This is a genomic window from Gilvibacter sp., assembly GCF_965601605.1.
In the GTDB taxonomy this organism is placed as follows: Bacteria; Bacteroidota; Bacteroidia; order Flavobacteriales; family Flavobacteriaceae; genus Gilvibacter.
On sequence record NZ_CBFCWJ010000039.1, the window covers coordinates 16,783 to 43,633 of the forward strand.

Genomic DNA, 26,851 nt, shown 5'->3' on the forward strand with positions numbered 1-26,851 from the left:
GCTGGTCGTTAAAAAAACGGGTTTTCGTCGTAAACTTAAGGATAATTGTCGACCTATTGCATCAATACCGGACTGCATTAAAGCATTTTTAAGTGCTTTACAATAACGCCCAATTGTCCTAAATGATAGATGTCGTGTTGTAAGATACCATCCAACATCCATTGATAGGTATAGTTGCCCTTAAAGTCGGTATCGTAATATTCTTGTTGTAAAAAGGAATCGTCTTTGTCCTTCAAGAGCGCGATCAATTGCGCGTGACTGCGATCATATCGCAGCTTAATGGCCTGCCACCCTTGAGCGTCCAAATCATTGTCGGGCAACCAGTTTTCAGGACAGGCATCGGTCTTACTACCTGCACCTGTTTGTATTTTGAGAATAGCTTCTTCCCGCCACAAGGTTAAATGTGAGATTATCGCCGCTACACTTTTAAGTTTCGCAGGACGCACAAACATTTGATCTTCACCCAGCCCGTCTAAAACTTTAGCGTAGCTATTGCCAATCCATGGTTTACCGTTTTGGATCGACTGCATTTGAGATATAAAATGCTGAACAAGCCTGTTGTTTTCTTGTGACATGGTTCACTTCTTTTTAAAGACCACGATATCTTGATACTCTTTGGCATCCTGAGTTCCCTTCCAAAAGCCATCAGAAATCTGAGTGATTTGAAGACTTGCTTTGGCCATCATTTGTTCTAATAGCGATTTATGGATGGCTATATTACCACTGGTCACTTTACTGTTCATCAATCGGAATCCATCTCCGGCAACTGGAAACCCAAATCCTTCATCGGTAGCGATCTGAGATTCATTCTTATCATCATACAAAAAGAAAGTAGACATGGCCTGTCCTTGATTTGACAATACCCTGTTTATCTCCGTTAAATAATGTTGAATCTCGTCTACCATCATATGGGTAAAAACAGAAAACGAATAGACTTTGTCAAACTGGGCTGGCTCGAAAGGAAACTCAAAATCGGTAGCCTTCCTTTTAGAATTGTTGTACAGATCGTTGAATAGAGGCACATAGGTAAAATTGAAGTTGGGAAAATCCCGGCCAATTTTCTTATTGCACCAATCCACTCCGCTTTTTACCACATCAAAGCCTTCATAACGAGCCTCTGGAGTCAAATACTCCACCAAGGAAATAGCTGTACGTCCAATGCCGCTGCCGATATCTAATACTCGGTCTGTGGGCTGCAAGTCAACCTCAGATTTAAGTAAGTCCAACTGATGCCTACTGCTGGCCAAGAACTTCTCCGCCCCAGCGGCAGAACCTGTGTAGATAGCACCTCTAGGAGGCACATACTTATTGCGGTTTCCTTTGAGCCTATCTTTTAGATCTGCGGGTAAATAATAGAGATATCTCACCCAAAATCGCTGCTTTGCAGATAAGGAATACCAAAGCTTGCGGAAGTTCTTTTTGTTCATCTAGAGTTGGTCACAGATTTTTAGCGTAGCTAAAGATAGCAATAGTGAGCCAATCTCAGGTTTTATTTTGATTGTTCCGAGAGATAACCTTTAAGGAATAATTGCATGCCCCATATCAATAGTTCTCGAGACTCAGCTGCGTCCAAATCACAAACATCTTTGGCCACAATAAAGGGTTCCAATCCCATAAATAAAGTCAGAATATTGGCGAGTTTCCTTTTATCCTCGGCAGGAAATTGTTCTTGTGCTAGGGTAAAATTCAAAGCCTTAGTACGCCGAGCCCCGCGTTTGAACTGTTTCGCACTGGATTCAATTACCACACTTAAGTACTTTCTAAAAGCGGACTCATTTTCTAAGGTGAGGGTATTGAAGTATTCTTGAATATGCAGCAATCGATCCTCCAAAGACTGGCCTTTTACTTGCTCCGCCAAGACTTCGGGAGCCACAGTGGCTATTGCCAAACTCGTTTCTGCAGCAAGAATCTCCACGCTGGAAAAATAACGATAAATGGTTGCTCGGGAGATCTTTACGCGCTTGGCAACATCTTCCAGTTTAAATTCCTGTCCTGAGCTTAGAAAATACTGCGCGCCTTCCAGAATCTTAGCTCGAGTTTCTAGCTTCTGATTGGTTCGACCAGAACTCACGTAATTCTCTTTCATGAGACAAATATCTCATAAAGTTTGGTAATATCAAAGCTAAATCTTACATTCGTGAGACTAAATCTCATAAACATGCAACCAAACAAAACGAAATGGGTTCTAGGCCATAAGGTAACACCTCACGACACTTCTGGAGATTATGATCTCATGATGGCAGAGACACCACCACAAGTGCCTGGTCCACCACCGCACTTACACCACTCATATAAGGAATCATTTCTTATCGTAGAAGGTGAAATGGAATTCTTTGTAAATGGGGAAACCAAAGTTTTACAAGCCGGAGAATCCATAGACATACCACCTGGAACGCTCCATACCTTTGGAAATAAAAGCGATAAAGTTTGTAAATGGATCAACATTCACAGCCCTAAAGGATTTCGAGATTTCTTTGAACAACTAGGAGTCGATGAAGATCAAGAGAACGCTGTTGAGCAATCCATAGCGCCAGAGCTTATCCAGAAAGTCATTCAGACTGCTGCCGACTACGATATGATCATCCAAGCATAAAATTCATGAGATGATCTCTTGTTTAAACAGTTAGAGTCAAAACAAAGATGGGCTAGTAGTGTTTTATAGTGTTTTGTAAAAAAACTGGAATATCCCAGAGGGAGATGTTTTTGCATTTATCTACTTGACCTTATACTATTAAGCATAAACGTTCGATTTCAAGGATATCCCAGCCTTTGATGTGATTTGCATCAGCATTGCCAATAAGAAAACCGCTGTGGAAAATACAGCGGCCCTCTTTTTGACATTTGGAAATTAAATTTCATTTAGCCTCGCGGACCTTTAAGAACTTCATTTTTGTCGCTTTTACCCAGTATAAACACGAAATCGATCAGCGTATCCAAACGGGATGGAACTTGCGTTAGTCTGATCGTCATTTGTTTTGACGGCAAAAAACAAAAACGGTGGTCAACTATTAAATAGTGGCCCAAGGTTGCCTCAAAGCATTCCCAGGGAAGAAGGAGAGTTTTAAAGCAGTAAAATGAATCTTTCCTTTTGGATTGATTTTGTAATGAGTCACAATGACACATTAAATGTACAAATAATTTCTTATTTTCAAACTCGCGTGCAGAATAATACAGAATTTAATTTCAGAGCACTCTTAGATGGTGCCATTCCTGGTCTCTCATTAGACTGTGTAGTTTTTGGATACAAGAACAAGAAGCTCCATGTTCTTTTGGTTCGTTTCAATATCTCCAAAGTTTGGGCACTTCCAGGTGGATTCATCCCAAAAAATGCGGATATGGACACTGTGGCTAATCAAGTTCTATTGCAAAGAACCGGCTTGGATAATGTATTTTTACAGCAATCTAGAATTTTCAGTTCACCTGACAGAATGTGGGATAGCAACACACAAAGCCGCCTAGCCATTGACTCATTAAAATCCACTTGGCCCGAATCACTAACAGAGGAACTCAACGCTTGGTTTGATCAACGTTTTATTTCTATGTCCTATATGGCCTTAGTAGATGCCGAGAAGGCGCATCCTAAAATTGACTTCTTGAGTGATGCTTGTGATTGGATTCCTCTTGATGAGTTGCCTGACTTATTGTTGGACCACGATCAGATGATCAAAGAAGCACATAAGCAACTCCGGATGAAAATCAATTCTCTGCCAATCGGGAAATCACTTCTGCCAGAGCGTTTTACCATGTCCGACCTTCAGAGTTTGTATGAAGCCATTCTCGATCAGAAATTGGATCGTGGAAACTTCCAGCGTAAAATGATCCGTTTAGGCTTTTTGAATCGACATGAAAAATTAATGACCGGAGCGCAAAACAAAGCGCCCTATTTATACAGTATAAATGACGAGGCCTACAACGAATTGCTCGAAAAAGGTATTGGATTTAGTTAATTATAGGTATTCTACCAACTGAATGTTGTTTCCGCAAGTATCATCAAAGACCGCGATCTTCACCGTTCCCATGTCGGTTGGTGCTACACTAAATTCCACATCCAGCCCCAATAAGCGGTCGTATTCTTCTTGAACATTCTCAACATCAAACTGGGTATAGGGAAAACCAGCTTCCTTGAGCGCATCTTGATATACTCGGCTAGGTTCAAAATGCAAAGGAGCGGGCTCCAAAACCAATTGAACACCGTCTTGATCTTCTGGCGAGACCAAAGTCAGCCAACGGTCCGTTTCATTTATTGGAATGTCAAGTTTTTTTATGAAGCCGAGTTTTTTTGTGTAAAAATCCAAGGCCTGCTGCTGATCTCTAACAGGAATACTGATTACGGTTACTTTCATGTTTAGTTGTGTTTGATGCTCTGCAAGTTGCCAAATCGCAACTTAGATTACTTCTTTAAAGTTGCTCTTTTTTGAAATTCTTTGGGCGAGATATTGTTTCTGCGTTTAAACAAGGCGCTAAATGAACCCAAAGATTTAAAACCTACAGCATAACAGGTCTCTGTAACTGAAGCTCCTGTTTTGAGCAATTCTTTGGCTACAGCGAGTCGTTTATCCGTCAAATATTGACTTGGAGTTTGTCCGTGATATTTTTTGAAAAGGCGCAACATGTGAAACTTAGAGACAAATCCTTCCGTAGACAGCACATCTAAATTCAACTCTTCTTGATAGTGATCATCAATATGATGTTTTACTGCCATTATAGTATCCAACTGTCCTTGGTTGGCAAATTTCTTGGCCTTGTAGTTCTCCAGATGCTGTTGATAGATGGACATAGCTACAAGTTAAAAAAAATTAGGGGATCATTTGAAGCTCAATGAATTTACCCTATATCGGGTATGTTTCTGCCGAGCTTCCCAATGTAGTTTTGAAACAAATCAAATTCAAACACTATGAAACTGCGCTATCTAAAATTTTTGACTCTACTGAGCTTTTGTCTCAGTATGAGCTCGTGTTTGTTCCCTATTTGTGACGATGAATTTTTTGATGACGTCCCAAGTACGGTATATAATGAAGAATCCTTTGTAGAAATTTCTTTGATCAACGGATCAGCGGTTGAAACTATTTCCTTCACAGATGGTGTAGTAAGCGCAGAAAACGTAATTGACGCCTCCAGTTTTGAGTCGGAAGAGTTGCAAAGTTTTGAGACCGGAATTGCGGCACCCATTGACGCTACTGTAAGTATTGAAGCCGATTTGCAAATGGCAACTATCAATTTAGAAGACGGCACGCAAATACCTCCATTCTTCGCAGGAGTAGTTTCCTCAGGAATCATAGAGGCTGGCGATGAAATAGAAAGAGAAGATTTTAGATACAGTTTCACGTATCCATCAGAAGCGACTCCAATACCTATCGATACCATAAGCAGCATTGTCTTAATCTACAGCCTTGATTATTTTTCTTTTGACGGATTACTGCACACCAAGATTTTTACCCATACCGTAGTATTTAACTAATTGTGGTGAAGCCGGTGTGTTTTCTCATGAACACAACCTGCTCCAAGAGCCTCGGTCCTGCCGGGGCTTTTGGGTTTTTAGTATATTTAGAAAGATCTCTTCAGAATATTTGAATTAGGATGCACCAAGAAAAAAGATTTAAAACTAAAAACGGCTTTTGCCACATTCTGTATGACAAACTCGTTTTAACTCAGCAGGGTGATATTTCTAATCCAACGCCCGAACCTCCTAGACACAAGATCATACTTCTTATTGCCGTGTATTTCGCCGGCTTATTGGGCTTTTACTATTATGCTTATGATGCCTATTCCCAAGGAAAAATTTTCTGGGCTGTAATCACTGCCTTAGTGGGTTCTTCATTCATCTGGGGAATCGTCAATATGCGCAACGTTAGCTACCTCAGCGAAATAAAGCGCAGAACCATTAAAAAGGTAGTATTTAAAAAAGGCATCAAAGGTTTTTCAGAAGCTCGATTCGACATCTTTTTTGAAGACCAAAACGGCAAAATAAAAAAGCGCTGGATACTGCTCAACGGAAATCCAAAAGACGATTCCGCGGAAGTTGAGCAGGCCGTAAAAATATTGAAAGAAGAAGGTTTACTCCGCTAACTTTTCAAATTACAATTATCTAAATTGGATTTCTTTGGGCGCCTACTACTTCGCTAGAGCTTCGTAGCACCGCGCTATTCGTTCCAACTCCTCACTCGCTTTGCTCCTTGCGGGGTTTTCACTGCTATCGCTGGCGCGGGGGTGGTTCCGGTCATCGAGTGATTTGCGAAGCAAATTGTATCGAGATGACATCTCAAGAAAAAGCTGTGGCATTTATATGCACGGAGGATTTATCATTGAAAACAAGTGTTTCTACGCTGGTTTGAATCTTAGTTTGATTAGAAATTGAACTCGAATTCAATCAGATTCAAAGGCGGATCTCGAAAAGCCTTATTCAACGAGTAGAGAAAAAAACAAAAGCATGAGTACACAAGTTATCCTGATAACCGTTCACAATTATTTGTACAAAGGGTCAACGCAACCAAACACAGATGCAAAAATCACCCTTGATTCTGTTGAAAACAGATCACCTACCCCCTACTTGCCTGGGCGCTATCATCCACAATTTGAGATGCCCGCTACGGTAGTTGTGGGTACAAATGCAAGCACTTCGTTTTACGTACCTTTCAATCCAGGCACGAACAACAATGCTAAAATCAACGTGACCTTAAGCGCCAACAATATGAACGGCAGTCACACTTTTTCATTCGATACGAATGACAAGTCATATCTAGCCATCAGCCTGTATTCCTCCAGCGGAAACTGGTCTGTACATACTTCTCCTCCGATTTCTTAATTGGTTAAGAAGTTCACTTATTAGAAACCCTTTCCGGTGATATCTGGAGGGGGTTTTCTATAAATAAAAATGAGTTGAAGATAATTTTAGGTAGGGAACTAAGCCCTAAGAATTTCAAAGTTATTCTTCACATCTTGCGGCCGCTGTTCATAAAACTTGATAACCGTAAAATCTTTATTTGACTTAAAAAGAAAAAAAGCACCTGATTCTAAAGATTGACAGTGCCATAAATAATCTTGCTTATTCTCATAAGGTTCAAGAATCATTAATTTATAAATGGCAACATTGAGCTTTTCAGCAGAAAGCTGACTGATTTGATCAAATCTCTCGTCATCTTCAACATAGGAAATTGGACTGAACGAGCCTGACCCTGCAATGAGTTGTTCAATGATATACATGGAGTGAATTTAGCGGAAATCTCGATTTAAAACAACACTCGCTTTGTGGGATTCATTGGCTGAGCCAAAGTTACAACAACAGCACCGTTCAGTGGGATTCAATCACTTCGTGATTGTTCCCTTCACGGCGCTGTTGAGAACCACAAAAGGAAACGCTTCGATTCACTTCAAAAAAGAAGCGAGCTTCTTTTTTGAAGCTCGCTCGCATTTCCACTCTTTTGTGGTTCATTGTACCTTGGGTGGGAATCGAACCCACACTCCCGAAAGAACTGGATTTTGAATCCAGCGCGTCTACCAATTCCGCCACCAAGGCTTATCGGGACGGCAAAAATACATAAAATGTTGAATTTTCCACCAAATATTAGAACTAAAAATATTCGGGCTGAACTTGGGATTTTTTTACATTTGTAGCTTCCAACTAAAACACCACAACGAAGATGCCTGGAGCCGTTCCTCAACCCAAGATATTTGCTTGTAAACAAAGCCAAGAACTTGCTGAAAACATTGCAAAACATTTCGGTGTCCCACTGGGGAACGTAATCACCTCTACCTATTCAGACGGAGAGTTTCAACCTTCTTTTGAAGAGTCGGTACGTGGAGCCCGCGTATTTATTATTGGTTCTACTTTTCCTCCGAGTGATCACTTGATGGAAATGCTATTGATGTGTGATGCCGCAAAGCGCGCCTCTGCAAGACACATTACTGCTGTATTGCCTTATTTTGGTTGGGCACGCCAGGATCGCAAGGACAAACCAAGAGTTCCAATTGCTGCAAAAATGGTTGCTAAGATGCTAGAAGCCGCAGGAGCTACTCGTATCATTACTATGGACCTCCACGCAGATCAAATTCAAGGATTCTTTGAAAAACCCGTAGATCACCTTTTTGCCTCAACCATCTTCTTACCCTATTTGAGAAAACTTAATTTGGATGAGCTTACCATTGCCTCACCAGATATGGGAGGTTCTAAAAGAGCCTACGCCTATTCCAAAGCGTTAGAAAGCGACGTGGTGATCTGTTATAAGCAACGCGCCAAAGCCAATGTGATCTCTCATATGGAACTCATCGGTAATGTAGAAGGCAAGAATGTTGTTTTAGTAGACGATATGGTTGATACGGCCGGAACCCTAACCAAAGCAGCAGACCTTATGATGGAACGCGGGGCCAAAAGCGTTCGCGCCATCTGTACTCACCCTATCCTTTCTGGACAGGCCTATGAGCGTTTGGAAAACTCGCAATTGGAAGAGCTTATCGTTACGGATACCATCCCGCTTAGACAAGAATCTCCAAAACTGCGTGTGCTTAGTTGTGCACCACTTTTTGCTTCTGTGATGCAAAGCGTGAACACCAACAGTTCCATCAGTTCTAAATTTTTGATGTAATCCGCAGAAAACAAGCCTTTAAGGCCTTGTAAAAAAAGTCGTATTTACTTTCAGCTACCAAATAATTTTGGGATATTTGCAGCCGCTTAAATAACAAGTGACTTAAAATTTAATTAAATGAAATCAATTACGATCAAAGGATCTCAAAGAGAAAGCGTGGGCAAGGTATCTACCAAAGCCTTACGTAATGCTGGAAAGGTTCCCTGCGTAGTATACGGAGGAGAAACACCGATTCACTTTTCAGCGCCAGAATTAGCGTTCAAGAACTTGGTGTACACTCCAGACGTACACACAGTTGTAATTGAGCTAGAAGACGGCACAAGCATCAATGCTATTTTGCAAGACATTCAGTTCCACCCGGTAACTGACCGCATCCTGCACATCGACTTTTACCAAATCTTTGACGACAAGGAAATCACTATGAACATTCCTGTACGTCTAGTAGGTAACTCTCGTGGTGTACGTAACGGAGGGGTGTTGCGTTTTGTAAACCGTAAGCTACGTATCAAAGCAGTACCGGCTAACTTGCCAGATTATGTAGAGGCAGACATCACTGAATTGCGAATTGGTAACAAACTTTATGTTACTACTCTTACAAACGATGCTTACACCATCATGCACCCAGACAACACTGTTGTTGTACAGGTCAGAACTTCTCGTAACGCTGTTGACGAGGCAGATGACGAAGAAGATGATGATGCAGAAGAAGGTGCTGAAGCAGCTGCTCCAGCAGAAGCTCCTGCCGAGGAATAGATCTTCTAGCATACCGAACATAGAAAAGAGTCCGCTTGGTTATCAATTTAAGCGGACTCTTTTTATTTTTACAAAAAAAAGGATGCTCGCATTTTTAAAGCGACTTTTTGGTTTAGACGCTCCTAGCGAGCCCGAGCAAGATCCCATGAAGAAATTTCTAATTGTGGGTTTGGGTAATATTGGACCCAAATACGACAACACCAGACATAATATTGGATTTGATGTGGTAAGCACCTTGGCAGAAAAGCACGAGGCCACTTTTGAATCCAAAAAACTTGGGGATATTGCCAAACTACGTATTAAAGGCCGTCAATTAATTTTGCTCAAACCGAGCACCTTTATGAACCTCAGCGGAAAAGCTGTCAATTATTGGCTCAAACAAGAAAAAGTGCCTTTAGAAAATATGTTGGTCATCACCGATGATCTCAACTTACCTTTTGGTAGCATCCGCTTGAAGAAAAAAGGATCTGACGGAGGCCACAACGGCTTAAAGGACATTCAAGCCACGCTTAACACTACCGCTTACAATCGTTTTAGATTTGGGATCAGCGATCAATTTGCAAAAGGCAGACAAGTAGATTATGTATTGAGTCCTTGGACCGATGAAGAACAGACAGCCCTTAAGGAACGACTCAAAACGAGTGCTGAAGCGGTAGAATCATTTGCCTTAGCAGGCATGGATCACACCATGAATAACTTTAACGGAAAATAAGATGCAGACCTACGCCTCATCGGCTCAATATCAAGGCACTCAACCCACAGTGGTCACCATTGGGACCTTTGATGGGGTGCATGCAGGTCACCGGGTTCTGTTAGGCCGCTTGACCGATGACGCAAATGCCATGGGCTGTGAATCCGTGATCTTTACCATGTTTCCGCATCCGCGTATGGTTTTGCAGCCCGATGTGGATATTAAACTCATTCAAACCATTGATGAGCGGGAAGCGGTCTTGGACCGCGTGGGTATTGACCACTTGGTCATTGAACCATTCACTAAGGAATTCTCACGTATGAGCGCAGAAGACTTTGTGCAACAATTACTTGTTGAAAAACTCAACGCCAAAAAAGTGATCATAGGTTATGACCACCGCTTTGGGCGCAACCGCCGTGCCGATGTTTCGGATCTGCGTCGCTTGGGTGAAGAGTTCGGTTTTGAAGTTGAAGAGGTCGGCGCGCAAGAGGTGGATGCCATTACGGTGAGTTCCACCAAGATCAGAAAAGCCTTAACAGAAGGGGATCTTGACACGGCCAATACTTATTTGAGCGATCCCTTCACGCTAACGGGAACCATCGCTAAAGGCCGCGGTATAGGCCGTCAATTGGGGTATCCTACGGCGAATTTAGAAATTGCGGAAAACTACAAACTCATTCCCAAGAACGGCGTCTATATTGTGAAAAGCCAAATAGACAAAAATTCGGTTTTTGGCGTTATGAATATTGGTAATAATCCGACTGTTGGTGGAGAAAGAACCACTATTGAAACCTACTTTATGGATTTTGAGGGGGACCTTTACGGACGTAAACTGCAGATCGAGTTGCTTTCAAGAATTCGTGATGAGCAGCGTTTTGGATCGACTGAAGAACTAACAGCCGCTATTGCTGAAGACCAGAAAATCGCCGAGGCCTATGTTAGATCGCATCAATAAATACCTTTTTACTCGTGTAGACAATGCCGGTTTGGTCTTGTTTCGCATTGCTTTTGGGTTTTTACTTACCGTAGAAGCCTATGGCGCCATTGCCACAGGCTGGGTGCGGCGCACCTTTATGGATCCGGAGTTTACTTTCAATTTTATTGGGTTTGACTTTTTACAGCCTTTACCAGGCAATGGGATGTATATCTACTTTGCGGTTATGGGCGTCTTTGGAATTGCAGTCATGCTCGGGTATAAATACCGTTGGAGTATGGCAGGCTATGCCTTGATGTGGATGTGTGTTTATTTAATGCAAAAGTCCTCATACAACAACCACTACTACCTCATGATGTTGCTCACTTGGATGATGGTGTTAGTGCCAGCAGCAGGACGAATGTCTTTAGATGCCAAATTCAATCCGGAGCGCAAAAGTATCTCCATGCCAAGGTGGGTACAGACCTTAGTGGTAGGGCAACTATTGATCGTATTTACCTACGCAGCAATCGCCAAAATATACCCCGATTGGCTGGACGGGACAGTCACACGTCTGTTCATGAAAAGCAAGGCTGATTATTGGCTCATTGGCGATTTCTTGCAGCTTCCGTGGGTACACTGGAGCATGGCTTATTTTGGAATCCTTTTTGATCTGTTGGTTATCCCGATGTATATGTGGCGCAAAACGCGTTGGCTGGCTTTTGGACTGTCGCTGTTCTTCCACCTGTTCAATTCCGCAGTATTCCATATTGGAATATTCCCCTATATGTCGATCGCGTTCGCCCTGTTCTTCTTCAGTAGTGAAACCTTGGTGAAACGATTTATGCCCGGAGAAGAAGTTTACCGCGGAGACGAAGTGCGCATACCCAAAACAGGCACTATAACTACCGCACTATTGGTCGGTTATTTATTTGTACAATTTGCCTTGCCGTTAAGGCATTGGTTTATCGCAGAACCTGTTTTGTGGACAGAAGAAGGGCATCGCTTGTCTTGGCGGATGATGCTGCGGACAAAGTCCGGACGGGTGATCTATTATATCGTAGACAAAGCTGATCCTAACAAAAAGAAAGTTGCTTACAGCTATAAGGACTTGCTGAGTAAAAAACAGTATCGCTCTTTTAGAACTAAGCCCGATTTTATCTGGCAATTGGCCCAACGCATCCATCAGATCGAAAAAGAAAAAGGCAAAGATGTTGAGGTCTATGCTACGGTGCGCGTCAAAGTCAATGCCGGCAGCTACCACTTACTGGTGGATGAATCTGTAGATCTGGCATCTGTATCCTGGGATCAACTTAAGCACGCTTCCTGGCTGCTTCCTGCTCCAGAGAATTTTACCAAGATCGAGAAGAAAAAAGAATCAGAATCTTCTACTCAAAAATAAAGGATTATATCCCCTGTGATTATTACTGTTTGAACTGTGATAACTAGGCGCTAATGTTTAAATTTGGGGCCTAATTCAAACGGGAACCATGTTACAGGTAAGTGAAATTCGCGACAACAAAGAACGTTTTGCTCAGGCTTTAGCCAAACGCGGTTTGGATGCCATGCCTATTTTACAGGAGGTATTGCAGGCAGATGAACTCCGCAGAAAAACGCAAGCACAATTGGATGAGACACTAGCGCAATCCAATACATTCTCCAAGGAGATCGGGCAATTGTTCAAAAGTGGAGAGGTACAAAAAGCCAACCTATTGAAAGAGAAAACTGCCGGGCTTAAAGAGCAGTCTAAAACCTTGCAAGAGCAGCTCAATGCAGCTGCAGATAAGCTTCAAGAATTACTCTTCACCTTACCAAACATCCCGAACGCTGCTGTACCAGAAGGAAGTAGTGATGAAGACAACGTAGAAACAGAACGCCACGGAACCATTCCGACTTTGCATGAAGACGCGCTTCCGCACTGGGAATTGGCCAAAAAATACAACCTGATTGACTTTGAGTTAGGAAACAAGGTTACCGGAGCTGGATTTCCAGTTTATATCGGTAAAGGTGCCCGTCTGCAACGCGCTTTGATCAGTTATTTTCTAGACAAGAACATCGATGCTGGCTACACCGAGTATCAAGTACCGCATTTGGTAAATGAAGCCTCTGGAATTGGAACCGGGAGTCTTCCTGACAAGGAAGGACAGATGTACCATGTAACTGGAGACAATCTGTATTTGATCCCAACGGCAGAAGTTCCTGTAACCAACCTGTTTAGAGGAGATCTGCTCAACGCCAAAGACCTACCTATTGCTTGTACTGCCTACACACCTTGCTTTAGACGTGAGGCCGGTTCTTATGGAGCGCACGTACGCGGTTTGAACCGTTTGCACCAATTTGACAAAGTAGAGATTGTGCGCATCGAGCACCCAGAGCGTTCTTATGAAGCCTTAGAGGAAATGTTGGCTCACGTTAAAGTAATTTTGGGTGAGTTAGGCCTTCCCTATCGTGTGCTGCGCCTCTGCGGAGGAGATCTGACCTTTGCCAGTGCACTCACTTATGATTTTGAAGTGTTCTCAACCGCTCAAGACCGTTGGTTGGAGGTTTCCTCTGTTTCTAACTTTGAGACCTTCCAGAGCAATCGTATGAAATTGCGTTTTAAAAATTCCGAAGGCAAAAATCAATTGGCTCATACCTTAAACGGTAGTGCCTTGGCCTTGCCGCGTATCTTGGCGGGAATTTTGGAAAACTACCAAACCCCTGAGGGCATTAAGATCCCTGAGGTCCTTGTGCCTTACTGCGGATTTGATATGATCCAATAAGGATTCTGGCTTACTTTTTGGTTGCATATTTAAGGCTGATGGCAATAGTGCCGCTATGGCCCTGTAATTTAATTGAGGTACTTAACGCAGCTTTAAGAACTCAATTGATATCTTTACACAAGTGCGTAGTCTAATCCTCATACTACTGTTTCTTTTGCCCCTTAATTCTATAGGGCAAAGCGATGCCTTGGCCGATACTTACTTTGAAGAAGGAAAGTATGACAAGGCCCTGCGGATCTATCAATCCATTTACGACAAAAATCCGCGCAGGCTGGATATTTTCAAAGCCTTGGTGGCCACCCATCAGCAATTGGAAAACTATCAAGAGGCCGGTACGCTTTTAGAAAATAGAGCGCAAACGGTTGGGCGCTATCCGCAGCTATCTGTAGATATTGGCTATAACTACGAACTGCAAGACCGCACGGAGGAAGCCAAAGTATTCTATCAATTGGCCATAGATGAGTTGAATCAGCAACCTAATTATGCGCGTTTCATTGGAGATACTTTTGACAGCTACGGTTTGTTAGAATGGGCGGTCAAAGCCTATGAACGCGGCATGGAACTCAATCCCAACGCTGATTTCTTTTTACAACTCTCGCGCATTTATGGCGAACTGCAGAATTTTGAAAAGATGTTTGATGCTTATTTGGGGCTGATGGAATCCAAGCCCGGTTACAGCTCATACACCAAACGCAGTTTGACCCAATTCATTACAGAGGATCCGGCCAACGAGGCCAACGTGATCTTTAGAAAGACCTTAATCAAAAGAATTCAGCAGGATCCTGATCTGCTTTACAATGAGCTTTTGAGCTGGTTGTATGTGCAGCAAAAGGAATTCCGCAAATCCTTCAGCCAGGAAAAGGCCATATATAAGCGCAAAGGAGAAACCTTGGAACACATTTCTCAGCTGGCCAGCATCACCGTAGAAGAAGGTGAATACGCTATCGCGCTAGAGATCTTTGAATACATCATTGAAAACAGCAGCATTTTAGAAGAACAACTCGATGCGGAAGAAAGACGCCTGAACGTCATTGTCAAAACTGAATCAGACATCAAAAAAGTCGAGACTGAATTTGACGAAGTCTTTGAAAAGTATGGCCTAAGCACTCGTACTTATGCCCTGCAGATCGCTTACAATGATTTCATCGCCTTTAAAAAAGAACAACCCGACACGGCCATATTAAACCTCAAAGTGTTGACAGATACAGATCTGAATCGTTTTGAGAAAGCTCGGGTAAAAATGAAGCTCGCGGATATTTTGGTCTATACCCAAAAGTTCAATCAAGCCCTGATTTACTATTCGCAGATACAAAAGAAGGTACAAGGAAATATTCTGGCTCAAGAGGCGCGTTTTAAAGTGGCGCGCACCAGTTATTTCAAAGGCGATTTTAAATGGTCCCAGATCCAATTGGATGTACTGAAAAAATCTACCTCTCAGCTTATTGCAAATGACGCCATGGAACTCAGTTTGCTGATCAGTGATAATTCTGTAGAGGACACCACCCAAACCGCACTGCGCAAATTTGCCAAGGCGGATCTACTCAGCTTGCAAAACAAACCCAATGAAGCCGTTTCCCTGCTGACAGAGATCTTGGATACACACAAAGGTGAAGCCATTGAAGATGAAGCCCTTTTGCGCCGAGCCAGATTGTATACCGAGCTTGGTGTATTTGAAAAAGCTGAGGCGGACTACAAGACTATCATTGAACTGTACAAAGAAGATATTTTGGCAGATGATGCCTACTTCAATCTCGCCCAACTGTATGAAAAACAGTTGGCTCTCCCAGAACGTGCTCAGGAATTTTACGAGCAAATTGTCTTTAATTTCCCGGATAGTATTTACTTTGTAGATGCGCGCAAGCGTTACCGCAGTCTTCGCGGGGACACCATCAATTAAAGTCAAATGGCAAAATCTAAAAAGATAGATTGGCTCAACCACGGTTTAGAGTTCGTGGTTGTTATTGTTGGAATTTTACTGGCCTTTCAGTTGGATTCCTGCCGCCAGGAAAAGCAAAACGAGCTGTTGGTAGACCAACATATGGAAAACTTAATCTCGGAATGCAAGCTAAATCTTGAAATGGTTGATTTGGCCATTACCAAAGGAGAGAACTCTCGAAAAAACCTTAACAAACTGCTCGGCTTCATCGCCATGGAAAAAGAATGGGATTCCATTAACGCTTTAAGTATGGAGCAACTGGATTTTGTTTCTGTTTATCTTAAACGCAACGCTTATGAATCGCTAATTCAATCCGGAGACGTTCGTTTTATAAAGGATTTTGAACTCAAGAACGATATCATCAACCTGTATGAATATTTTCGTTGGACAGATGCCTATGACGAGATCAATTTAGAGGTCTTTAGCAGCTATTACCTGCCCTATGTAATGAGCGAATTTGACCTGTTCCAACTGAGCACCCAATCCCCTGAAACCTATAAAGACCCTCGCTTTAAAAACGCTTTGGGAACAATGAATTACCAGAGCGCAGCACGCATGGAAAAATACAAAGAAACTCAGGCCAAAATAAGCGCCTTCTTAGACAAATACGCCACCCCATGATCATCTATAACGTCACCATAAACATTGAAGAATCCATTCACGACATTTGGGTGGATTGGATGAAGAACGAACATATTCCAGACATGCTCGCCACTAAAAAGTTTACCAAAGCCTTAATGACTCGAGTCTTGGTGGAGGAAGAAATGGGCGGCATTACTTATTCGGTACAGTACACGGCTCCGGATGCAGATACACTCAAGCGATATTACGCAGAAGATGCTCCGAGACTCCGCGGAGAAAGCAAGCGCTTTGAGGGTAAATTTGTGGCCTTTAGAACAGAATTGGAAATTGTAAGCGAACAGTAATGGCTTCTCCGGTACGCGCCAAAAAGCATTTAGGCCAACATTTTTTGGTCGATAAGAACATTGCCAGAAAGATCAGTGAAACCCTGTCCTATGAGGGTTTTGAGCAAGTGCTTGAAATTGGACCTGGAACTGGCGTACTCACCGAGTTTCTCATAGAAACAGGTAAACCCATTACCGCCATGGATGTGGATACGGAATCTATTGAATACCTCAATGCAACCTATTTACAATCCAATCTCACCGTTGTAGAGGCCGATTTTTTAAAGGCCGATCTGCAAGAGCGTTTTGGTGATGCTCAATTGGGAATCATTGGAAATTTCCCTTATAACATTTCCTCTCAGATCGTTTTTAAAGCTATTGAGGCTAGAGAACAAGTATTGGAATTTGCTGGCATGTTTCAAAAAGAGGTTGCCCAACGCATTTGTCAAGGTCCGGGCAATAAGACTTACGGTATCCTTTCGGTGCTAACACAAGCGTTTTTTGAAACGGAATATCTCTTTACCGTGCCTCCCGGGGTATTTAATCCACCTCCCAAAGTAGACAGTGGTGTGATGCGCATGCGTCGCAAGGAAAATTACCAACTCCCCTGTGATGAGGGCCTATTCTTTAAAGTGGTCAAAACAGCCTTTAATCAAAGGCGCAAGACTCTACGCAACAGCTTAAAATCCTTTGATTTGTCTGATAAGTTGAAAGAAGATGCTATCTTTGAGCTTCGTCCGGAACGCCTTTCGGTTTCCGGGTTTGTCGAACTCACTCAAAAAATAGCGCAAGATGGCCTTTCAGATCACAGATGAGTTAATCGACCAGGTTCAGCAGCACATCGCGTCAACCGAGGACACCCAGCTCAAAGCTTTAATGGGTGACTTCCACTATGCAGATATTGCTGAGATCTTGGATGAGCTCAATCTGGAAGACGCTACTTATCTGCTTCGCCTCTTAGATTCTGAAACTACTTCTGACGCCTTAATGGAGTTGGATGAAGACCTGCGGGAGGATCTTTTGGACAATCTATCTCCAAAGGAAATTGCAGGCGAGCTGGAAGAGATGGACACCGATGATGCGGCCGATGTGATCGCGGAATTGGATGACGCCATTGTTGAGGAGGTGATCGACAAGATCAAGGATGAGAAACACGCTCAAGAGATTCGTGAGCTACTCACCTATGACGAAAACAGCGCCGGTGGATTGATGGCAAAAGAATTGGTTCGTGTCAAAGACACTTGGACTATTGCCGGTTGTGTTAGAGAAATGCGCAGACAGGCCAAAAACGTGACACGTGTGCATTCCATTTACGTGGTGGACAAAGACGAAAAACTCATAGGCCGCCTGTCATTAAAAGATTTGCTCACTGCTCCTGAAAAAGCAAAAATCAGCGACATTTATATTCCTCGAGTAGACTTTGTCTTTGTGGATCGTACCGGAGAAGAAGTGGCCCGAATCATGAATAAATATGACTTGGAAGCCATTCCTGTGGTGGATGAGCATCACAAACTCCTTGGCAGAATTACCATTGATGACATTGTAGATTTTATCAAATTGGAAGCAGAGAAAGATTACCAACTAGCAGCGGGTATTACGCAGGAGGTAGAAGCCGATGACTCCATTTTTGAACTCACCAAAGCGCGATTGCCCTGGTTGGTATTAGGCCTTTTTGGCGGTTTAGCATCCGTCTTCATTTTAGAAGATTTTGAAGACCTCATGGCAGATCCACAAGTCAAGGCCTTGTTTTTCTTCACCCCTTTGATCGCGGCTATGGCCGGTAATGTAGGCGTACAATCCAGTGCAATCATTGTGCAAGGTTTGGCCAACGATGTGGTTAAAGGAAGCTTGTGGCAGCGATTGCTAAAAGAGGTTGGTTTGAGTCTGATCAACGGAATTGCCTTGGGCGGATTGGTTATGCTTTTTGGCGCTATAATGGGATACACGGTCGCCTTTAGTTTGACTATTGCCGTTTCTATGCTTTCCGTAATTATAATTGCGGCACTCATTGGGACCTTTGTACCCATCATTTTAGACAAGCGCGGCATTGATCCGGCTATCGCAACAGGACCCTTTATCACTACCAGCAACGATATCTTTGGGATCTTTTTATTCTTCTATCTCTCTAAGATCATCCTTCAGTTTTGACCCCACAAGTCTTTACGCAAACCATAACTGTTCGCGAGGAGCATATTGATGTTCGCAACCACGTCAATAATCTGGTTTACCTCCAATGGTGTGTGGATGTTGCAGAACAACATTGGACACAAAACGCGACGCCTAAACATTTGGAAGATTATGTTTGGTTCGTCTTAAAGCATGAGATCGAATACAAGATGGAAGCCTTACTGGGAGAACAGTTACTGATCAAAACATGGGTGCATAGCAATGCCGGAGTTCGCTCTGAAAGGCGCTATGAAATTTACAACCAACAAACAGACAAACTACTAGTGCGCGCTAAAACCCTTTGGTGTCTCCTAAAAGCTGACACCAAGAAACCCACTTTAATTCCAGAGGAAATTTGTAATTTGTTTATCGATGAGTAAACCGATAAACATTCAGGAAAAATTTAGCCGCTTCAGCGATCACTGGCATCCGCATCAGATAGCAACTGTAGACAATATGCAAGTGCTTTTGGCTAAGATCAGTGGAGAATTCGTTTGGCATGCCCACGAGGAAGAAGACGAACTTTTCTATGTGCAAAAGGGAACACTTTTAATGCATTTTAGAGATCGCGTAGAAACCGTCAATGAAGGCGAGATCATCGTAGTTCCAAAAGGCGTTGAACATTGCCCAAAAACCTTGGACGGTCAGGAAGTACAGCTGTTGCTATTCGAAAAACTCAGCACCAAACACACTGGTAACGTGCAGCATGAAAAAACACGTAGCTCCTACCCAAAGATCTAAGCTTTGAAAATCCTCCATCTAGATAAGAACCATCCTTTGCTCACCGAGCAGCTCGAGGCTGCTGGCCATGAAAACACAGAAGGCCATACCCTATCTCGCTCAGAAGCCTTAGACATACTTCCTGATTTTGACGGAGTCGTTTTAAGAAGTCGCATCACGGTTGACCAGGAATTCTTGGCAGCAGGTGAACGCTTGAAATTCATCGCACGCGTTGGCGCAGGAATGGAAAGCATTGATGCCACAGTTGCCCATGAAAAGGGAATTCAGCTTTTCTCGGCTCCAGAAGGCAATCGCAATGCCGTGGGTGAACATGCCTTAGGCATGCTGCTTGCCTTGTTGAATAAGTTTATACCCGCGCATCAGCAGATCAAAAAAGGTCAGTGGAACCGAGAGGCCAACCGCGGCTTGGAGTTGGATTATCGCACCGTTGGAATCATTGGTTACGGCAACATGGGAAAAGCCTTTGCTCGCAAACTTCGCGGCTTTGAATGCCGTGTACTCTGTTATGACATTTTAACTGACGTAGGCGATGAAAATGCCCAGCAAGTAGATTTTCAAACCTTGCAAAAGGAAGCCGATGTGATCAGCCTGCACACGCCTTGGACGCCGCTTACTGATAAAATGGTGAACGCGGATTTTATCAATGGTTTTAGTAATCCCTTTTTTCTAATCAATACCGCTCGAGGCAAATCTGTAGTCACTGCGGATCTGGTCAACGCCATTAAGTCAGGCAAGGTACTAGGCGCAGGATTGGATGTCTTGGAATATGAAAAGAGCTCTTTTGAGTCATTATTTGAAGCCGATAAGATGCCTCAAGCACTCGCAGAACTCTTAGAAATGGATCAAGTAATACTGAGCCCTCATATTGCTGGCTGGACGGTGGAGAGTTTAGAAAAGCTCGCCCAAACCATTGTAGACAAGATTACCAACGCCTTTGATAATTAAGAATTATGAAGCGAATCATTCTGGTCTTTGGCGCGATTGTGATTTTGCTCATGCTGCTTTTTGAAACCAGCAAACGCATTTGGCTCAGCAGTGATTTTCAGGCCGAATGGATCTTAGCGGTTCTCGCCTTGGTGTTTTTTGGAATAGGAATTTGGGTTTCCCAATACTCTAAAGCAAAACCCAAAGAGGCTCAAGCTTGGACCCAAGATTTGGCCATGATTGATAAGCTCGGAATCTCCAAACGAGAGTTAGAAGTATTAGAAGCGCTAGCCGATGGTCTTTCCAATAAAGAGATCGGAGCGCAGTTGTTTGTTTCTGAAAGCACGGTAAAAACCCACGTTTCTAATCTCTTGGTCAAACTAGATGCAAAACGCCGAACTGAAGCGCTCAAGCGGGCTCAGGAGCTACAAATCCTACCAAAGTAGGAGTCCAATAATTTCATAAAAATTGAATTTGGTACTTTAGTATGAGCCGCCTGAAACTGCGGCAACATACTTTTGAATTGTGCTTCTAATGAGAGAAGCTCAAGTTCAACAATAAAATCAACTAACATGAAATCAACTATCATCAAGTACGGAATCAGATCATTAATCGCCGGCCTGGTTCTGTTTGGAATCACCCTATTACTATCATTACAGTTTGAAATTGGCAACAGTGAACTTTTGGGTTATGCCGGAATCATCATTGCCCTATCTATGATCTATTTTGGAATCAAAGCTTATAGGGATCGCGTGAATGGCGGTACAGTAAGTTTTGGAAATGCCCTTTTAGTCGGTTTGGGAATTAGCGCCATGGGTTCTTTGGGAATCGCCATTGCGGATATGATCTATACTGGGATCATTGATCCAGATTGGGCGGTTAATTACGCCGAAGAAATGAAAGCCCAAGGCGTGGAAGCAGAAGTTTACAGTACATCCATGTTAGGCGTACTGATGTTCTTTATAGCCATGTTTGTAGGTATGATCATTACTTTGATCTCTGCCCTAATCCTTAAACGCAAAGCATAAGATGGAAAAACGAGTAACGGGTCTTGGAGGATTCTTCTTTAAGACCAAAGACCCAAAAGCAGTTAAAGATTGGTACAAGCAGCATTTAGGCTTAAACACCGATGACTATGGTTGCACTTTTTGGTGGAAAGACGCCGAGGGAAACGATTGCAGCACCCAATGGAGTCCATTCAAAGAAGACACTGAGTACTTTAAGCCCAGTGAGAAACAATTCATGATGAATTTTCGAGTCGCCGATTTGGAAGGATTGCTAAAGACCTTAAAAGAAGAAGGCGTCACGGTGGTTGGCGAGATGGAAACCTATGATTACGGCAAGTTTGGGTGGATCCTAGACAATGAAGGCAACAAGATCGAATTGTGGGAACCTATTGACAGCGCCTTTTTATAAAATTGCTACTTTTAGGTAAAACTTCAAGCAGCCATGAGCGAATCAGATAAAAACAAAACAGACGACATTTTTGACGGCTTTGAGAACGCGACGGAAAAGGCGCGTGAAGCGGCCTCTAAGGCAGGTGATGCTGCAGAAGAAGCAGCCAGAAATATCAAAGAAAGCTGGAATGAACTGCGCGAATCCAAAGACAACAAGCGGGTTTTAGCTGGTGTTTTAGCCATTGTTATTGGTGGATTTGGACTCCACAAATTTGTTTTAGGATACAACAAAGAAGGAATCATGCTTTTAGTAGGCACCTTGATTCTGGGTGTGATCACCTTTGGTTTGTTTGCCTGGGCAATTTGGGTAGTGACCTTAGTAGAAGGAATCATTTACCTCACCAAGTCAGATGCAGAGTTTTACCATACCTATCAGGAGAACAAGCGACCTTGGTTCTAAAAACATGAAAAGCCTTTTTAACGAAAGGCTTTGTTTTTAAAGTATATTATCGTAATATTGCAATATAACATTATGGGAGTATCTAAAAGACATATACATTCGGTAAAGGCCAATCAACTCGCAGACCTCGCAAAAGTCATCTCACATCCTGCTCGGATATCGATTCTTAATTATATCGGAGACTGCGAAGGCTGCCTTTGCAAAGACATTGCCGAAAAGATCAGGCTTTCTCAGCCCACCACTTCTCAGCATTTACAGGTAATTAAAAAATCAGGCTTACTCAAAAGTCGCTTTGAAGGGAAAAGCCAATATTACACCATCAACAAATCCAGGCTTACACTGCTTAAAGAACTCTTTCAGGATTTCTTTGAGTCTACAGAGGCCAAATGTTGTTAAAACCTTAAACTATGAACACACAAGAATTATTCAACCTACTGGACCAACATAAAAACGCAGCCCTACTCTTTGAATACAGCCCAGGGCAGCTCGTAGGAGCAAACTATCATATTACAGAAGTAAAGCACGTTGTCATTGACTCTGTAGACTGTGGAGCCCGTGCCGACGGTTGGAACGAAACGGTGATCCAACTTTGGGAAAGCCCTGAAGAACTCGGTAAAACCGAATATATGACCGCTTTCAAAGCATTAGGGATCCTAAAAAAAGTTGGGCAAATGCGCGCCTATGATATGAACTCCGTGGTCCGCTTTGAATATGGAAACTCCGTTTTTCACACGGCACAACTTTTTGTTAACGATTACGAAATCAGAGGCAACCAGATCTTGCTTAAGTTAGCGGTAGCTCCTACAGACTGTAAAGCCAAAGACATTTGCGGTGTGCCTGAGCCTGCAGTGGCTGAAGCATCTAATAGCTGCAGTCCTGGGAGCGGATGTTGCTAAACAATGGAAATACAACAACTCAAAAAGAAGCATTATCCAGAAGTCGCACAGATATACAGTGACGGCTTAGACACGGGTATTGCCACTTTTGAGACGGAGGTCCCTGATTGGAAAACTTGGAAGAAGAAGTTTATGAAGCCCTGTCGCTTTGTAGCTTTAAAGGATAACCAAGTTGTTGGGTGGTGCGCCCTGAATCCAGCATCTAAACGCGAGGTTTACAAAGGCGTTGCAGAAAGCACTATTTACATTGCCTCTGATTTTCGAGGACAAGGCATTGGACGCAAACTACTCAAACACCTCATTATAGCAAGCAAAGCTGCTGGGTTTTGGACACTTCAAGCAGGAATCTTTGCAGAGAACAAACACAGTATTTATTTGCACGAACAATGCGGATTTCGCATCGTTGGAGTTCGCAAGCGTATTGCAAAGCGAGACGGCAAATGGTACGATAACGTATTAATGGAACACAGAAACGACATAACTTAGCTCAAATGAAAAACATCTTGGTTTTATGCACCGGTAACAGTTGCAGATCACAAATGGCCCACGGATTTTTAAACCAACAACTCGGTGACAAAGCAGCTATTTACAGTGCTGGAATTGAAACCCACGGCCTCAATCCTGGAGCTGTTGCAACTATGCAGCGCGCTGGTTTAGATATTACGGGCCACACCTCAAATCACGTAGATGAGTATGCTGGAATTGACTGGGATTTCATCATTACTGTATGTGATCACGCTTATGAAAATTGCCCCTTTATCCCTGCTCCAAATGCTCAGCGTTTGCATCACAATTTCTACGATCCATCTAAGTTTGAAGGTTCTGAGGAAGATACTCGTGCTGCTTTTGACAAGGCCCGCGATGAAATTAGTGCTTACATCGATAACTTCGCCTCAACACACTTTTAAAACTTAGCCTTATCTTCATAGGGTGAAGCGCATTTTTATTTTATGGATCGGTGTATTGCTGATGGGCTGCAGCGAAGAGCTTACAAAACAATCTGCTCCTGCTGTATCCGTACCTGTCGTGAGTCAGACCTCCCTAATTGTACTGGGGAATTTACAAGATGCCGGCGCTCCTCAATTAGGATGTCAAAAATCCTGTTGCGTCCATAAAATAGACAATCCCAACCCCTTAGATGCCGTTGTTTCCTTAGGCTTGGTGGATTCAAACACACAGAAAAACTACCTCTTTGAAGCCACTCCAGACATTAGCAAGCAATTGGCTTGGTTGCAAAAAGCCAATCCCGGTAGTGGCCCAATTCCTGCAGGGATCTTTTTGACTCATGCGCATATTGGCCATTATTCGGGTTTGATGCATCTGGGAAAAGAAGCTGCTTCTACAAAATCGGTTCCTGTTTACGTCATGCCTAGAATGGATCAATTCCTCAGAACTAATGCACCTTGGAGTGCGTTGAGTGAAAACAACAACATCAGCTTGCAACGGATGGATTCTACAAAAGTGGATCTTTCCGGAGAACTGCGAGTGACCCCTATTTTGGTTCCACATCGCGATGAGTATTCAGAAACGGTGGGCTATCATATCGTTGGACCCAATAAATCTGCGCTTTTCATACCAGACATTGACAAATGGAAGCTTTGGCAAGAGTCTATCACTGACTGGATCGGAAAAGTCGACTACGCCTTTTTGGACGCTACCTTTTATAGCGGTGATGAACTCGGCGGACGCGATATGTCGCAGATTCCGCATCCGTCTATTGAAGAGAGCATGGCGCTTTTTGATTCTTTGACAGACACGTTGAAATCACGTGTGAATTTCATTCACTTCAACCACACCAATCCAGCGCTCGACCCTTCATCCGAAGCAACAAAAACTATACTTAATAAGGGATACAATATTGCGCAACCTTTACAGGTCTTCGCGCTCTAGGGAATCTATTCCTCCTCAGACCGGAGGCCATACTTCTTCTCCAGTTCTGCCTGAAACTCTTCCATTACTGGTTTTACCGTACTCTCTGGCAAGTCTGCAATTCTGATATACATCAAACCATCAACCGCGTTATTAAACAGAGGATCCACATTAAAGGCAACCACCTTGGCGTTTTGCTTGATGTACTTTTTAATAAGCACCGGCAAACGGAGACTCCCCGGCTCCACCTCATCAATAAGTTTGTCAAACTTATTCAGATCAGCCTCGGTCTCATCAAAAATAAAGTCCTTATCGGCATCCTTGAGTTTTACCTTGTACTCCTTTTTTGGATTGATGTACTGGGCCACGTAAGGATCGTAATAGTTTGACTTCATAAACTCGATCATCAAAGACTTAGAGAAGTCAGAGAACTTATTGCTGATACTCACCCCACCGATCAAGTAGCGATGCTCTGGGAAACGCAGCGTAGTGTGCACAATTCCCTTCCACAGCAAAAAGAGCGGCATAGGTTTTTGTTGGTATTCCTTAATGATGAAGGCGCGGCCCATTTCTATGGACTTGCTCATCATGGGGTAGAGTTCCGGTTCAAATCTGAAGAGATCCTGCAAGTAGAACCCGTCAATTCCATATTCTGCAAAGATTTTAGAACCTAGTCCCATGCGGTAAGCACCAACCAGCTTTTGTTTGTCATTGTCCCAAAGGAACATATGGTGGTAATAGCTGTCAAACTTATCCAGGTCTGTAGAGTTGTTGGTCCCCTCCCCGATCTCTCTAAAAGTGATCTCTCGCAATCGCCCGATCTCTTGCAAAATGTTCGGAATCCGTGCGGCAGGTGCTAAGAACACCTCGTAATTTTTACTTTGCAGCAGGCGTTTATCATCTGCTGTAAGGGCTTCTACTTCCTTGAGCATGGCGTCTGTTGAAGCCGGTCCGGCAATCTTTTTGGGAGCCTTAGGGATCTTTAAGGTCTTCGGAATACTCTCAATGAGGGTTTTCTTTTCAAAAGGATTGGCCAGTACGTATGTTTTTCTGCGGAGGAATTCTGTGAAATTCTCCAGAGTCTCATGCTCTTGCTGATCTTTAACCGAGATCGGATTCCCGATTCGCACCTTGATCAGTCGTTCTTTTTGAGTCAACAATTCAGACGGAAGCTTAGCGGTACGCAAAGTATCACTCATCTTGGCCAAACGGTAAAAGAGTTTACTGTTCTTAGCGTGGAAGTAGATCGGCACCACAGGCACCTCGGCTTTTTTAATGAGTTTCATCGCAGCAACTTCCCACGGTTTGTCTACCATAAGCTTGTCATCCTTATAGGTAGAGACTTCTCCTGCAGGGAAAATTCCTAGCGGATGACCATCGCGCAAATGTCCTATGGCATTTTTAAAACCGGTAACGCTAGATTTAATGTCCTTTCTATCCTCAAAAGGATTCACCGGCATCACATAGGGCTTCAATGGTTCAATTCTGTGTAAAAGGAAATTCGCGATGATCTTAAAATCAGGACGATCTTGCAAGAGCAGTTTGAGCAATAGAATGCCGTCAATTCCTCCTAACGGGTGATTAGAAATAGTTATGAAAGGCCCGTTCTTTGGGATACGCTTTAAGTCTTCTTCTGGGATTTCAAATTTGATCTCGAACTCATCCAATAGTGAAGTGACAAATTCCAGATCATTGAGGTGCTTGTGTTTATCGTAGATTTTGTTGAGCGTATCGATCTTTAGGATCTTCATGAGGGTCCACCCCATAAAAGTCCCAAGAATACCGAATTTTTTGAGCCCAACGGCCGTGGCTACCTCTTTTGCGTTAACTAATCCCATGGCAGTATTGCCCCCAAATAT

General features: G+C 43.1%; 36 protein-coding genes and 1 tRNA gene. 28 read left to right on the forward strand and 9 right to left on the reverse strand.

The genetic code is table 11. The features are described from left to right. Positions 1-77 precede the first annotated feature (77 nt). The 3 genes from ACSLP7_RS11150 to ACSLP7_RS11160 form a co-directional block, all read right to left on the reverse strand. Positions 78-575, reverse strand: coding sequence for a DinB family protein (locus ACSLP7_RS11150; RefSeq protein WP_435579372.1), 498 nt, complete (start codon positions 573-575; stop codon positions 78-80). A 3-nt stretch (positions 576-578) separates the two neighbouring features. Beyond that, complete coding sequence (locus tag ACSLP7_RS11155; protein ID WP_435579373.1) at positions 579-1,427, reverse strand: class I SAM-dependent methyltransferase; 849 nt, start codon at positions 1,425-1,427, stop codon at positions 579-581. 62 nt (positions 1,428-1,489) lie between these two features. Then, a complete protein-coding gene (locus tag ACSLP7_RS11160; RefSeq protein WP_435579374.1) occupies positions 1,490-2,086 on the reverse strand; it encodes a TetR/AcrR family transcriptional regulator in 597 nt (198 codons plus the stop codon). Between the two features lie 72 nt (positions 2,087-2,158). Here ACSLP7_RS11160 and ACSLP7_RS11165 point away from each other — a divergent pair, with 72 nt between their 5' ends. Next, on the forward strand, positions 2,159-2,593 hold the full coding sequence (locus ACSLP7_RS11165) for a cupin domain-containing protein (protein WP_435579375.1): 435 nt from the start codon (positions 2,159-2,161) through the stop codon (positions 2,591-2,593). A gap of 565 nt (positions 2,594-3,158) precedes the next feature. Beyond that, complete coding sequence (locus ACSLP7_RS11170; RefSeq protein ID WP_435579376.1) at positions 3,159-3,947, forward strand: NUDIX hydrolase; 789 nt, start codon at positions 3,159-3,161, stop codon at positions 3,945-3,947. On the opposite strand, the gene ACSLP7_RS11175 is transcribed toward ACSLP7_RS11170, so the two are convergent. After that, the gene (locus ACSLP7_RS11175; protein WP_435579377.1) at positions 3,948-4,343 is read right to left on the reverse strand and encodes a VOC family protein; all 396 of its coding nucleotides are present in this window, start codon (positions 4,341-4,343) and stop codon (positions 3,948-3,950) included. A gap of 47 nt (positions 4,344-4,390) precedes the next feature. Beyond that, positions 4,391-4,777: a helix-turn-helix domain-containing protein gene (locus tag ACSLP7_RS11180; RefSeq protein ID WP_435579378.1), complete on the reverse strand. Its 387-nt coding sequence runs from the start codon at positions 4,775-4,777 to the stop codon at positions 4,391-4,393. A gap of 117 nt (positions 4,778-4,894) precedes the next feature. Here ACSLP7_RS11180 and ACSLP7_RS11185 point away from each other — a divergent pair, with 117 nt between their 5' ends. The 3 genes from ACSLP7_RS11185 (at position 4,895) to ACSLP7_RS11195 (ending at position 6,802) form a co-directional block, all read left to right on the forward strand. Beyond that, positions 4,895-5,458, forward strand: coding sequence for a hypothetical protein (locus tag ACSLP7_RS11185; protein WP_435579379.1), 564 nt, complete (start codon positions 4,895-4,897; stop codon positions 5,456-5,458). 119 nt (positions 5,459-5,577) lie between these two features. Further along, positions 5,578-6,066, forward strand: coding sequence for a phosphoribosylaminoimidazolesuccinocarboxamide synthase (locus ACSLP7_RS11190; protein ID WP_435579380.1), 489 nt, complete (start codon positions 5,578-5,580; stop codon positions 6,064-6,066). A gap of 361 nt (positions 6,067-6,427) precedes the next feature. After that, positions 6,428-6,802 (forward strand): hypothetical protein, encoded by a 375-nt coding sequence (locus ACSLP7_RS11195; protein ID WP_435579381.1) that lies wholly within the window; start codon positions 6,428-6,430, stop codon positions 6,800-6,802. 98 nt (positions 6,803-6,900) lie between these two features. Here the strand turns inward: ACSLP7_RS11195 and ACSLP7_RS11200 are convergent, their stop codons facing one another. The 3 genes from ACSLP7_RS11200 to ACSLP7_RS11210 all read right to left on the reverse strand — a co-directional run bounded on the left by ACSLP7_RS11200 (position 6,901) and on the right by ACSLP7_RS11210 (position 7,513). After that, positions 6,901-7,200 carry a hypothetical protein gene (locus ACSLP7_RS11200; protein WP_435579382.1) on the reverse strand — a complete coding sequence of 100 codons (300 nt, stop codon included), beginning with the start codon at positions 7,198-7,200 and terminating at the stop codon, positions 6,901-6,903. A gap of 88 nt (positions 7,201-7,288) precedes the next feature. Then, entirely contained in the window at positions 7,289-7,429 is a 141-nt protein-coding gene (locus tag ACSLP7_RS11205; protein ID WP_435579383.1) for a hypothetical protein, read from the reverse strand. A gap of 2 nt (positions 7,430-7,431) precedes the next feature. Continuing rightward, positions 7,432-7,513 (reverse strand) — tRNA-Leu (locus ACSLP7_RS11210). 124 nt (positions 7,514-7,637) lie between these two features. Between ACSLP7_RS11210 and ACSLP7_RS11215 the strand changes: the two genes are divergently transcribed. The 23 genes from ACSLP7_RS11215 (at position 7,638) to ACSLP7_RS11325 (ending at position 25,013) form a co-directional block, all read left to right on the forward strand. Further along, positions 7,638-8,579, forward strand: coding sequence for a ribose-phosphate pyrophosphokinase (locus ACSLP7_RS11215; RefSeq protein ID WP_435579384.1), 942 nt, complete (start codon positions 7,638-7,640; stop codon positions 8,577-8,579). 117 nt (positions 8,580-8,696) lie between these two features. Continuing rightward, entirely contained in the window at positions 8,697-9,332 is a 636-nt protein-coding gene (locus ACSLP7_RS11220) for a 50S ribosomal protein L25/general stress protein Ctc (RefSeq protein ID WP_435579385.1), read from the forward strand. Positions 9,333-9,414: 82 nt separating this feature from the next. Next, positions 9,415-10,044, forward strand: coding sequence for an aminoacyl-tRNA hydrolase (gene pth, locus ACSLP7_RS11225; RefSeq protein WP_435579386.1), 630 nt, complete (start codon positions 9,415-9,417; stop codon positions 10,042-10,044). A gap of 1 nt (position 10,045) precedes the next feature. Continuing rightward, complete coding sequence (locus ACSLP7_RS11230; protein ID WP_435579387.1) at positions 10,046-10,978, forward strand: bifunctional riboflavin kinase/FAD synthetase; 933 nt, start codon at positions 10,046-10,048, stop codon at positions 10,976-10,978. Continuing rightward, positions 10,959-12,338, forward strand: a complete 1,380-nt coding sequence (locus ACSLP7_RS11235; protein ID WP_435579388.1) for an HTTM domain-containing protein — start codon at positions 10,959-10,961, stop codon at positions 12,336-12,338. The genes ACSLP7_RS11230 and ACSLP7_RS11235 overlap by 20 nt, the downstream gene beginning before the upstream one ends. Positions 12,339-12,426: 88 nt before the next feature. Further along, positions 12,427-13,698, forward strand: coding sequence for a serine--tRNA ligase (gene serS, locus ACSLP7_RS11240; RefSeq protein WP_435579389.1), 1,272 nt, complete (start codon positions 12,427-12,429; stop codon positions 13,696-13,698). A gap of 154 nt (positions 13,699-13,852) precedes the next feature. Beyond that, positions 13,853-15,595, forward strand: a complete 1,743-nt coding sequence (locus ACSLP7_RS11245; protein WP_435579390.1) for a tetratricopeptide repeat protein — start codon at positions 13,853-13,855, stop codon at positions 15,593-15,595. 6 nt (positions 15,596-15,601) lie between these two features. Continuing rightward, a complete protein-coding gene (locus tag ACSLP7_RS11250) occupies positions 15,602-16,255 on the forward strand; it encodes a hypothetical protein (RefSeq protein ID WP_435579391.1) in 654 nt (217 codons plus the stop codon). Continuing rightward, positions 16,252-16,560 (forward strand): DUF4286 family protein, encoded by a 309-nt coding sequence (locus ACSLP7_RS11255; RefSeq protein WP_435579392.1) that lies wholly within the window; start codon positions 16,252-16,254, stop codon positions 16,558-16,560. The genes ACSLP7_RS11250 and ACSLP7_RS11255 overlap by 4 nt, the downstream gene beginning before the upstream one ends. Then, on the forward strand, positions 16,560-17,354 hold the full coding sequence (gene rsmA, locus ACSLP7_RS11260; protein ID WP_435579393.1) for a 16S rRNA (adenine(1518)-N(6)/adenine(1519)-N(6))-dimethyltransferase RsmA: 795 nt from the start codon (positions 16,560-16,562) through the stop codon (positions 17,352-17,354). The genes ACSLP7_RS11255 and rsmA overlap by 1 nt, the downstream gene beginning before the upstream one ends. Next, the gene (gene mgtE / locus ACSLP7_RS11265) at positions 17,332-18,687 is read left to right on the forward strand and encodes a magnesium transporter (RefSeq protein ID WP_435579394.1); all 1,356 of its coding nucleotides are present in this window, start codon (positions 17,332-17,334) and stop codon (positions 18,685-18,687) included. Before rsmA ends, mgtE begins: the two co-directional genes overlap by 23 nt. Further along, positions 18,684-19,085: an acyl-CoA thioesterase gene (locus tag ACSLP7_RS11270; RefSeq protein WP_435579395.1), complete on the forward strand. Its 402-nt coding sequence runs from the start codon at positions 18,684-18,686 to the stop codon at positions 19,083-19,085. Before mgtE ends, ACSLP7_RS11270 begins: the two co-directional genes overlap by 4 nt. Then, the gene (locus ACSLP7_RS11275) at positions 19,078-19,446 is read left to right on the forward strand and encodes a cupin domain-containing protein (protein WP_435579396.1); all 369 of its coding nucleotides are present in this window, start codon (positions 19,078-19,080) and stop codon (positions 19,444-19,446) included. The genes ACSLP7_RS11270 and ACSLP7_RS11275 overlap by 8 nt, the downstream gene beginning before the upstream one ends. Positions 19,447-19,449: 3 nt before the next feature. After that, positions 19,450-20,391 (forward strand): 2-hydroxyacid dehydrogenase, encoded by a 942-nt coding sequence (locus ACSLP7_RS11280; protein ID WP_435579397.1) that lies wholly within the window; start codon positions 19,450-19,452, stop codon positions 20,389-20,391. A 5-nt stretch (positions 20,392-20,396) separates the two neighbouring features. Beyond that, positions 20,397-20,816, forward strand: coding sequence for a response regulator transcription factor (locus ACSLP7_RS11285; RefSeq protein ID WP_435579398.1), 420 nt, complete (start codon positions 20,397-20,399; stop codon positions 20,814-20,816). Between the two features lie 126 nt (positions 20,817-20,942). Next, entirely contained in the window at positions 20,943-21,398 is a 456-nt protein-coding gene (locus ACSLP7_RS11290; RefSeq protein ID WP_435579399.1) for a DUF4199 domain-containing protein, read from the forward strand. Between the two features lies 1 nt (position 21,399). Beyond that, the gene (locus tag ACSLP7_RS11295) at positions 21,400-21,786 is read left to right on the forward strand and encodes a VOC family protein (protein ID WP_435579400.1); all 387 of its coding nucleotides are present in this window, start codon (positions 21,400-21,402) and stop codon (positions 21,784-21,786) included. 33 nt (positions 21,787-21,819) lie between these two features. After that, the gene (locus ACSLP7_RS11300; protein ID WP_435579401.1) at positions 21,820-22,227 is read left to right on the forward strand and encodes a TM2 domain-containing protein; all 408 of its coding nucleotides are present in this window, start codon (positions 21,820-21,822) and stop codon (positions 22,225-22,227) included. A 72-nt stretch (positions 22,228-22,299) separates the two neighbouring features. Then, positions 22,300-22,623, forward strand: a complete 324-nt coding sequence (locus ACSLP7_RS11305) for an ArsR/SmtB family transcription factor (RefSeq protein WP_272830519.1) — start codon at positions 22,300-22,302, stop codon at positions 22,621-22,623. Positions 22,624-22,634: 11 nt separating this feature from the next. After that, on the forward strand, positions 22,635-23,123 hold the full coding sequence (locus ACSLP7_RS11310) for a DUF6428 family protein (protein WP_435579402.1): 489 nt from the start codon (positions 22,635-22,637) through the stop codon (positions 23,121-23,123). Positions 23,124-23,126: 3 nt separating this feature from the next. Beyond that, positions 23,127-23,609: an N-acetyltransferase family protein gene (locus tag ACSLP7_RS11315; RefSeq protein WP_435579403.1), complete on the forward strand. Its 483-nt coding sequence runs from the start codon at positions 23,127-23,129 to the stop codon at positions 23,607-23,609. Between the two features lie 5 nt (positions 23,610-23,614). Next, positions 23,615-24,031: an arsenate reductase ArsC gene (locus ACSLP7_RS11320; protein ID WP_435579404.1), complete on the forward strand. Its 417-nt coding sequence runs from the start codon at positions 23,615-23,617 to the stop codon at positions 24,029-24,031. 22 nt (positions 24,032-24,053) lie between these two features. After that, positions 24,054-25,013, forward strand: a complete 960-nt coding sequence (locus tag ACSLP7_RS11325) for an MBL fold metallo-hydrolase (RefSeq protein WP_435579405.1) — start codon at positions 24,054-24,056, stop codon at positions 25,011-25,013. Positions 25,014-25,018: 5 nt separating this feature from the next. Here the strand turns inward: ACSLP7_RS11325 and ACSLP7_RS11330 are convergent, their stop codons facing one another. Then, positions 25,019-26,830: a GNAT family N-acyltransferase gene (locus ACSLP7_RS11330; RefSeq protein ID WP_435579406.1), complete on the reverse strand. Its 1,812-nt coding sequence runs from the start codon at positions 26,828-26,830 to the stop codon at positions 25,019-25,021. Positions 26,831-26,851 lie beyond the last annotated feature (21 nt).

Coding starts and splice junctions, on each gene's coding strand:
- ACSLP7_RS11150 (WP_435579372.1), bottom strand. CDS start 575: ATGTCACAAGAAAACAACAGGCTTGTTCAGCATTTTATATCTCAAATG.
- ACSLP7_RS11155 (WP_435579373.1), bottom strand. CDS start 1,427: ATGAACAAAAAGAACTTCCGCAAGCTTTGGTATTCCTTATCTGCAAAG.
- ACSLP7_RS11160 (WP_435579374.1), bottom strand. CDS start 2,086: ATGAAAGAGAATTACGTGAGTTCTGGTCGAACCAATCAGAAGCTAGAA.
- ACSLP7_RS11165 (WP_435579375.1), top strand. CDS start 2,159: ATGCAACCAAACAAAACGAAATGGGTTCTAGGCCATAAGGTAACACCT.
- ACSLP7_RS11175 (WP_435579377.1), bottom strand. CDS start 4,343: ATGAAAGTAACCGTAATCAGTATTCCTGTTAGAGATCAGCAGCAGGCC.
- ACSLP7_RS11180 (WP_435579378.1), bottom strand. CDS start 4,777: ATGTCCATCTATCAACAGCATCTGGAGAACTACAAGGCCAAGAAATTT.
- ACSLP7_RS11185 (WP_435579379.1), top strand. CDS start 4,895: ATGAAACTGCGCTATCTAAAATTTTTGACTCTACTGAGCTTTTGTCTC.
- ACSLP7_RS11190 (WP_435579380.1), top strand. CDS start 5,578: ATGCACCAAGAAAAAAGATTTAAAACTAAAAACGGCTTTTGCCACATT.
- ACSLP7_RS11195 (WP_435579381.1), top strand. CDS start 6,428: ATGAGTACACAAGTTATCCTGATAACCGTTCACAATTATTTGTACAAA.
- ACSLP7_RS11200 (WP_435579382.1), bottom strand. CDS start 7,200: ATGTATATCATTGAACAACTCATTGCAGGGTCAGGCTCGTTCAGTCCA.
- ACSLP7_RS11205 (WP_435579383.1), bottom strand. CDS start 7,429: ATGAACCACAAAAGAGTGGAAATGCGAGCGAGCTTCAAAAAAGAAGCT.
- ACSLP7_RS11215 (WP_435579384.1), top strand. CDS start 7,638: ATGCCTGGAGCCGTTCCTCAACCCAAGATATTTGCTTGTAAACAAAGC.
- ACSLP7_RS11220 (WP_435579385.1), top strand. CDS start 8,697: ATGAAATCAATTACGATCAAAGGATCTCAAAGAGAAAGCGTGGGCAAG.
- pth (WP_435579386.1), top strand. CDS start 9,415: ATGCTCGCATTTTTAAAGCGACTTTTTGGTTTAGACGCTCCTAGCGAG.
- ACSLP7_RS11230 (WP_435579387.1), top strand. CDS start 10,046: ATGCAGACCTACGCCTCATCGGCTCAATATCAAGGCACTCAACCCACA.
- ACSLP7_RS11235 (WP_435579388.1), top strand. CDS start 10,959: ATGTTAGATCGCATCAATAAATACCTTTTTACTCGTGTAGACAATGCC.
- serS (WP_435579389.1), top strand. CDS start 12,427: ATGTTACAGGTAAGTGAAATTCGCGACAACAAAGAACGTTTTGCTCAG.
- ACSLP7_RS11250 (WP_435579391.1), top strand. CDS start 15,602: ATGGCAAAATCTAAAAAGATAGATTGGCTCAACCACGGTTTAGAGTTC.
- ACSLP7_RS11255 (WP_435579392.1), top strand. CDS start 16,252: ATGATCATCTATAACGTCACCATAAACATTGAAGAATCCATTCACGAC.
- rsmA (WP_435579393.1), top strand. CDS start 16,560: ATGGCTTCTCCGGTACGCGCCAAAAAGCATTTAGGCCAACATTTTTTG.
- mgtE (WP_435579394.1), top strand. CDS start 17,332: ATGGCCTTTCAGATCACAGATGAGTTAATCGACCAGGTTCAGCAGCAC.
- ACSLP7_RS11275 (WP_435579396.1), top strand. CDS start 19,078: ATGAGTAAACCGATAAACATTCAGGAAAAATTTAGCCGCTTCAGCGAT.
- ACSLP7_RS11285 (WP_435579398.1), top strand. CDS start 20,397: ATGAAGCGAATCATTCTGGTCTTTGGCGCGATTGTGATTTTGCTCATG.
- ACSLP7_RS11290 (WP_435579399.1), top strand. CDS start 20,943: ATGAAATCAACTATCATCAAGTACGGAATCAGATCATTAATCGCCGGC.
- ACSLP7_RS11295 (WP_435579400.1), top strand. CDS start 21,400: ATGGAAAAACGAGTAACGGGTCTTGGAGGATTCTTCTTTAAGACCAAA.
- ACSLP7_RS11300 (WP_435579401.1), top strand. CDS start 21,820: ATGAGCGAATCAGATAAAAACAAAACAGACGACATTTTTGACGGCTTT.
- ACSLP7_RS11305 (WP_272830519.1), top strand. CDS start 22,300: ATGGGAGTATCTAAAAGACATATACATTCGGTAAAGGCCAATCAACTC.
- ACSLP7_RS11310 (WP_435579402.1), top strand. CDS start 22,635: ATGAACACACAAGAATTATTCAACCTACTGGACCAACATAAAAACGCA.
- ACSLP7_RS11315 (WP_435579403.1), top strand. CDS start 23,127: ATGGAAATACAACAACTCAAAAAGAAGCATTATCCAGAAGTCGCACAG.
- ACSLP7_RS11320 (WP_435579404.1), top strand. CDS start 23,615: ATGAAAAACATCTTGGTTTTATGCACCGGTAACAGTTGCAGATCACAA.
- ACSLP7_RS11330 (WP_435579406.1), bottom strand. CDS start 26,830: ATGGGATTAGTTAACGCAAAAGAGGTAGCCACGGCCGTTGGGCTCAAA.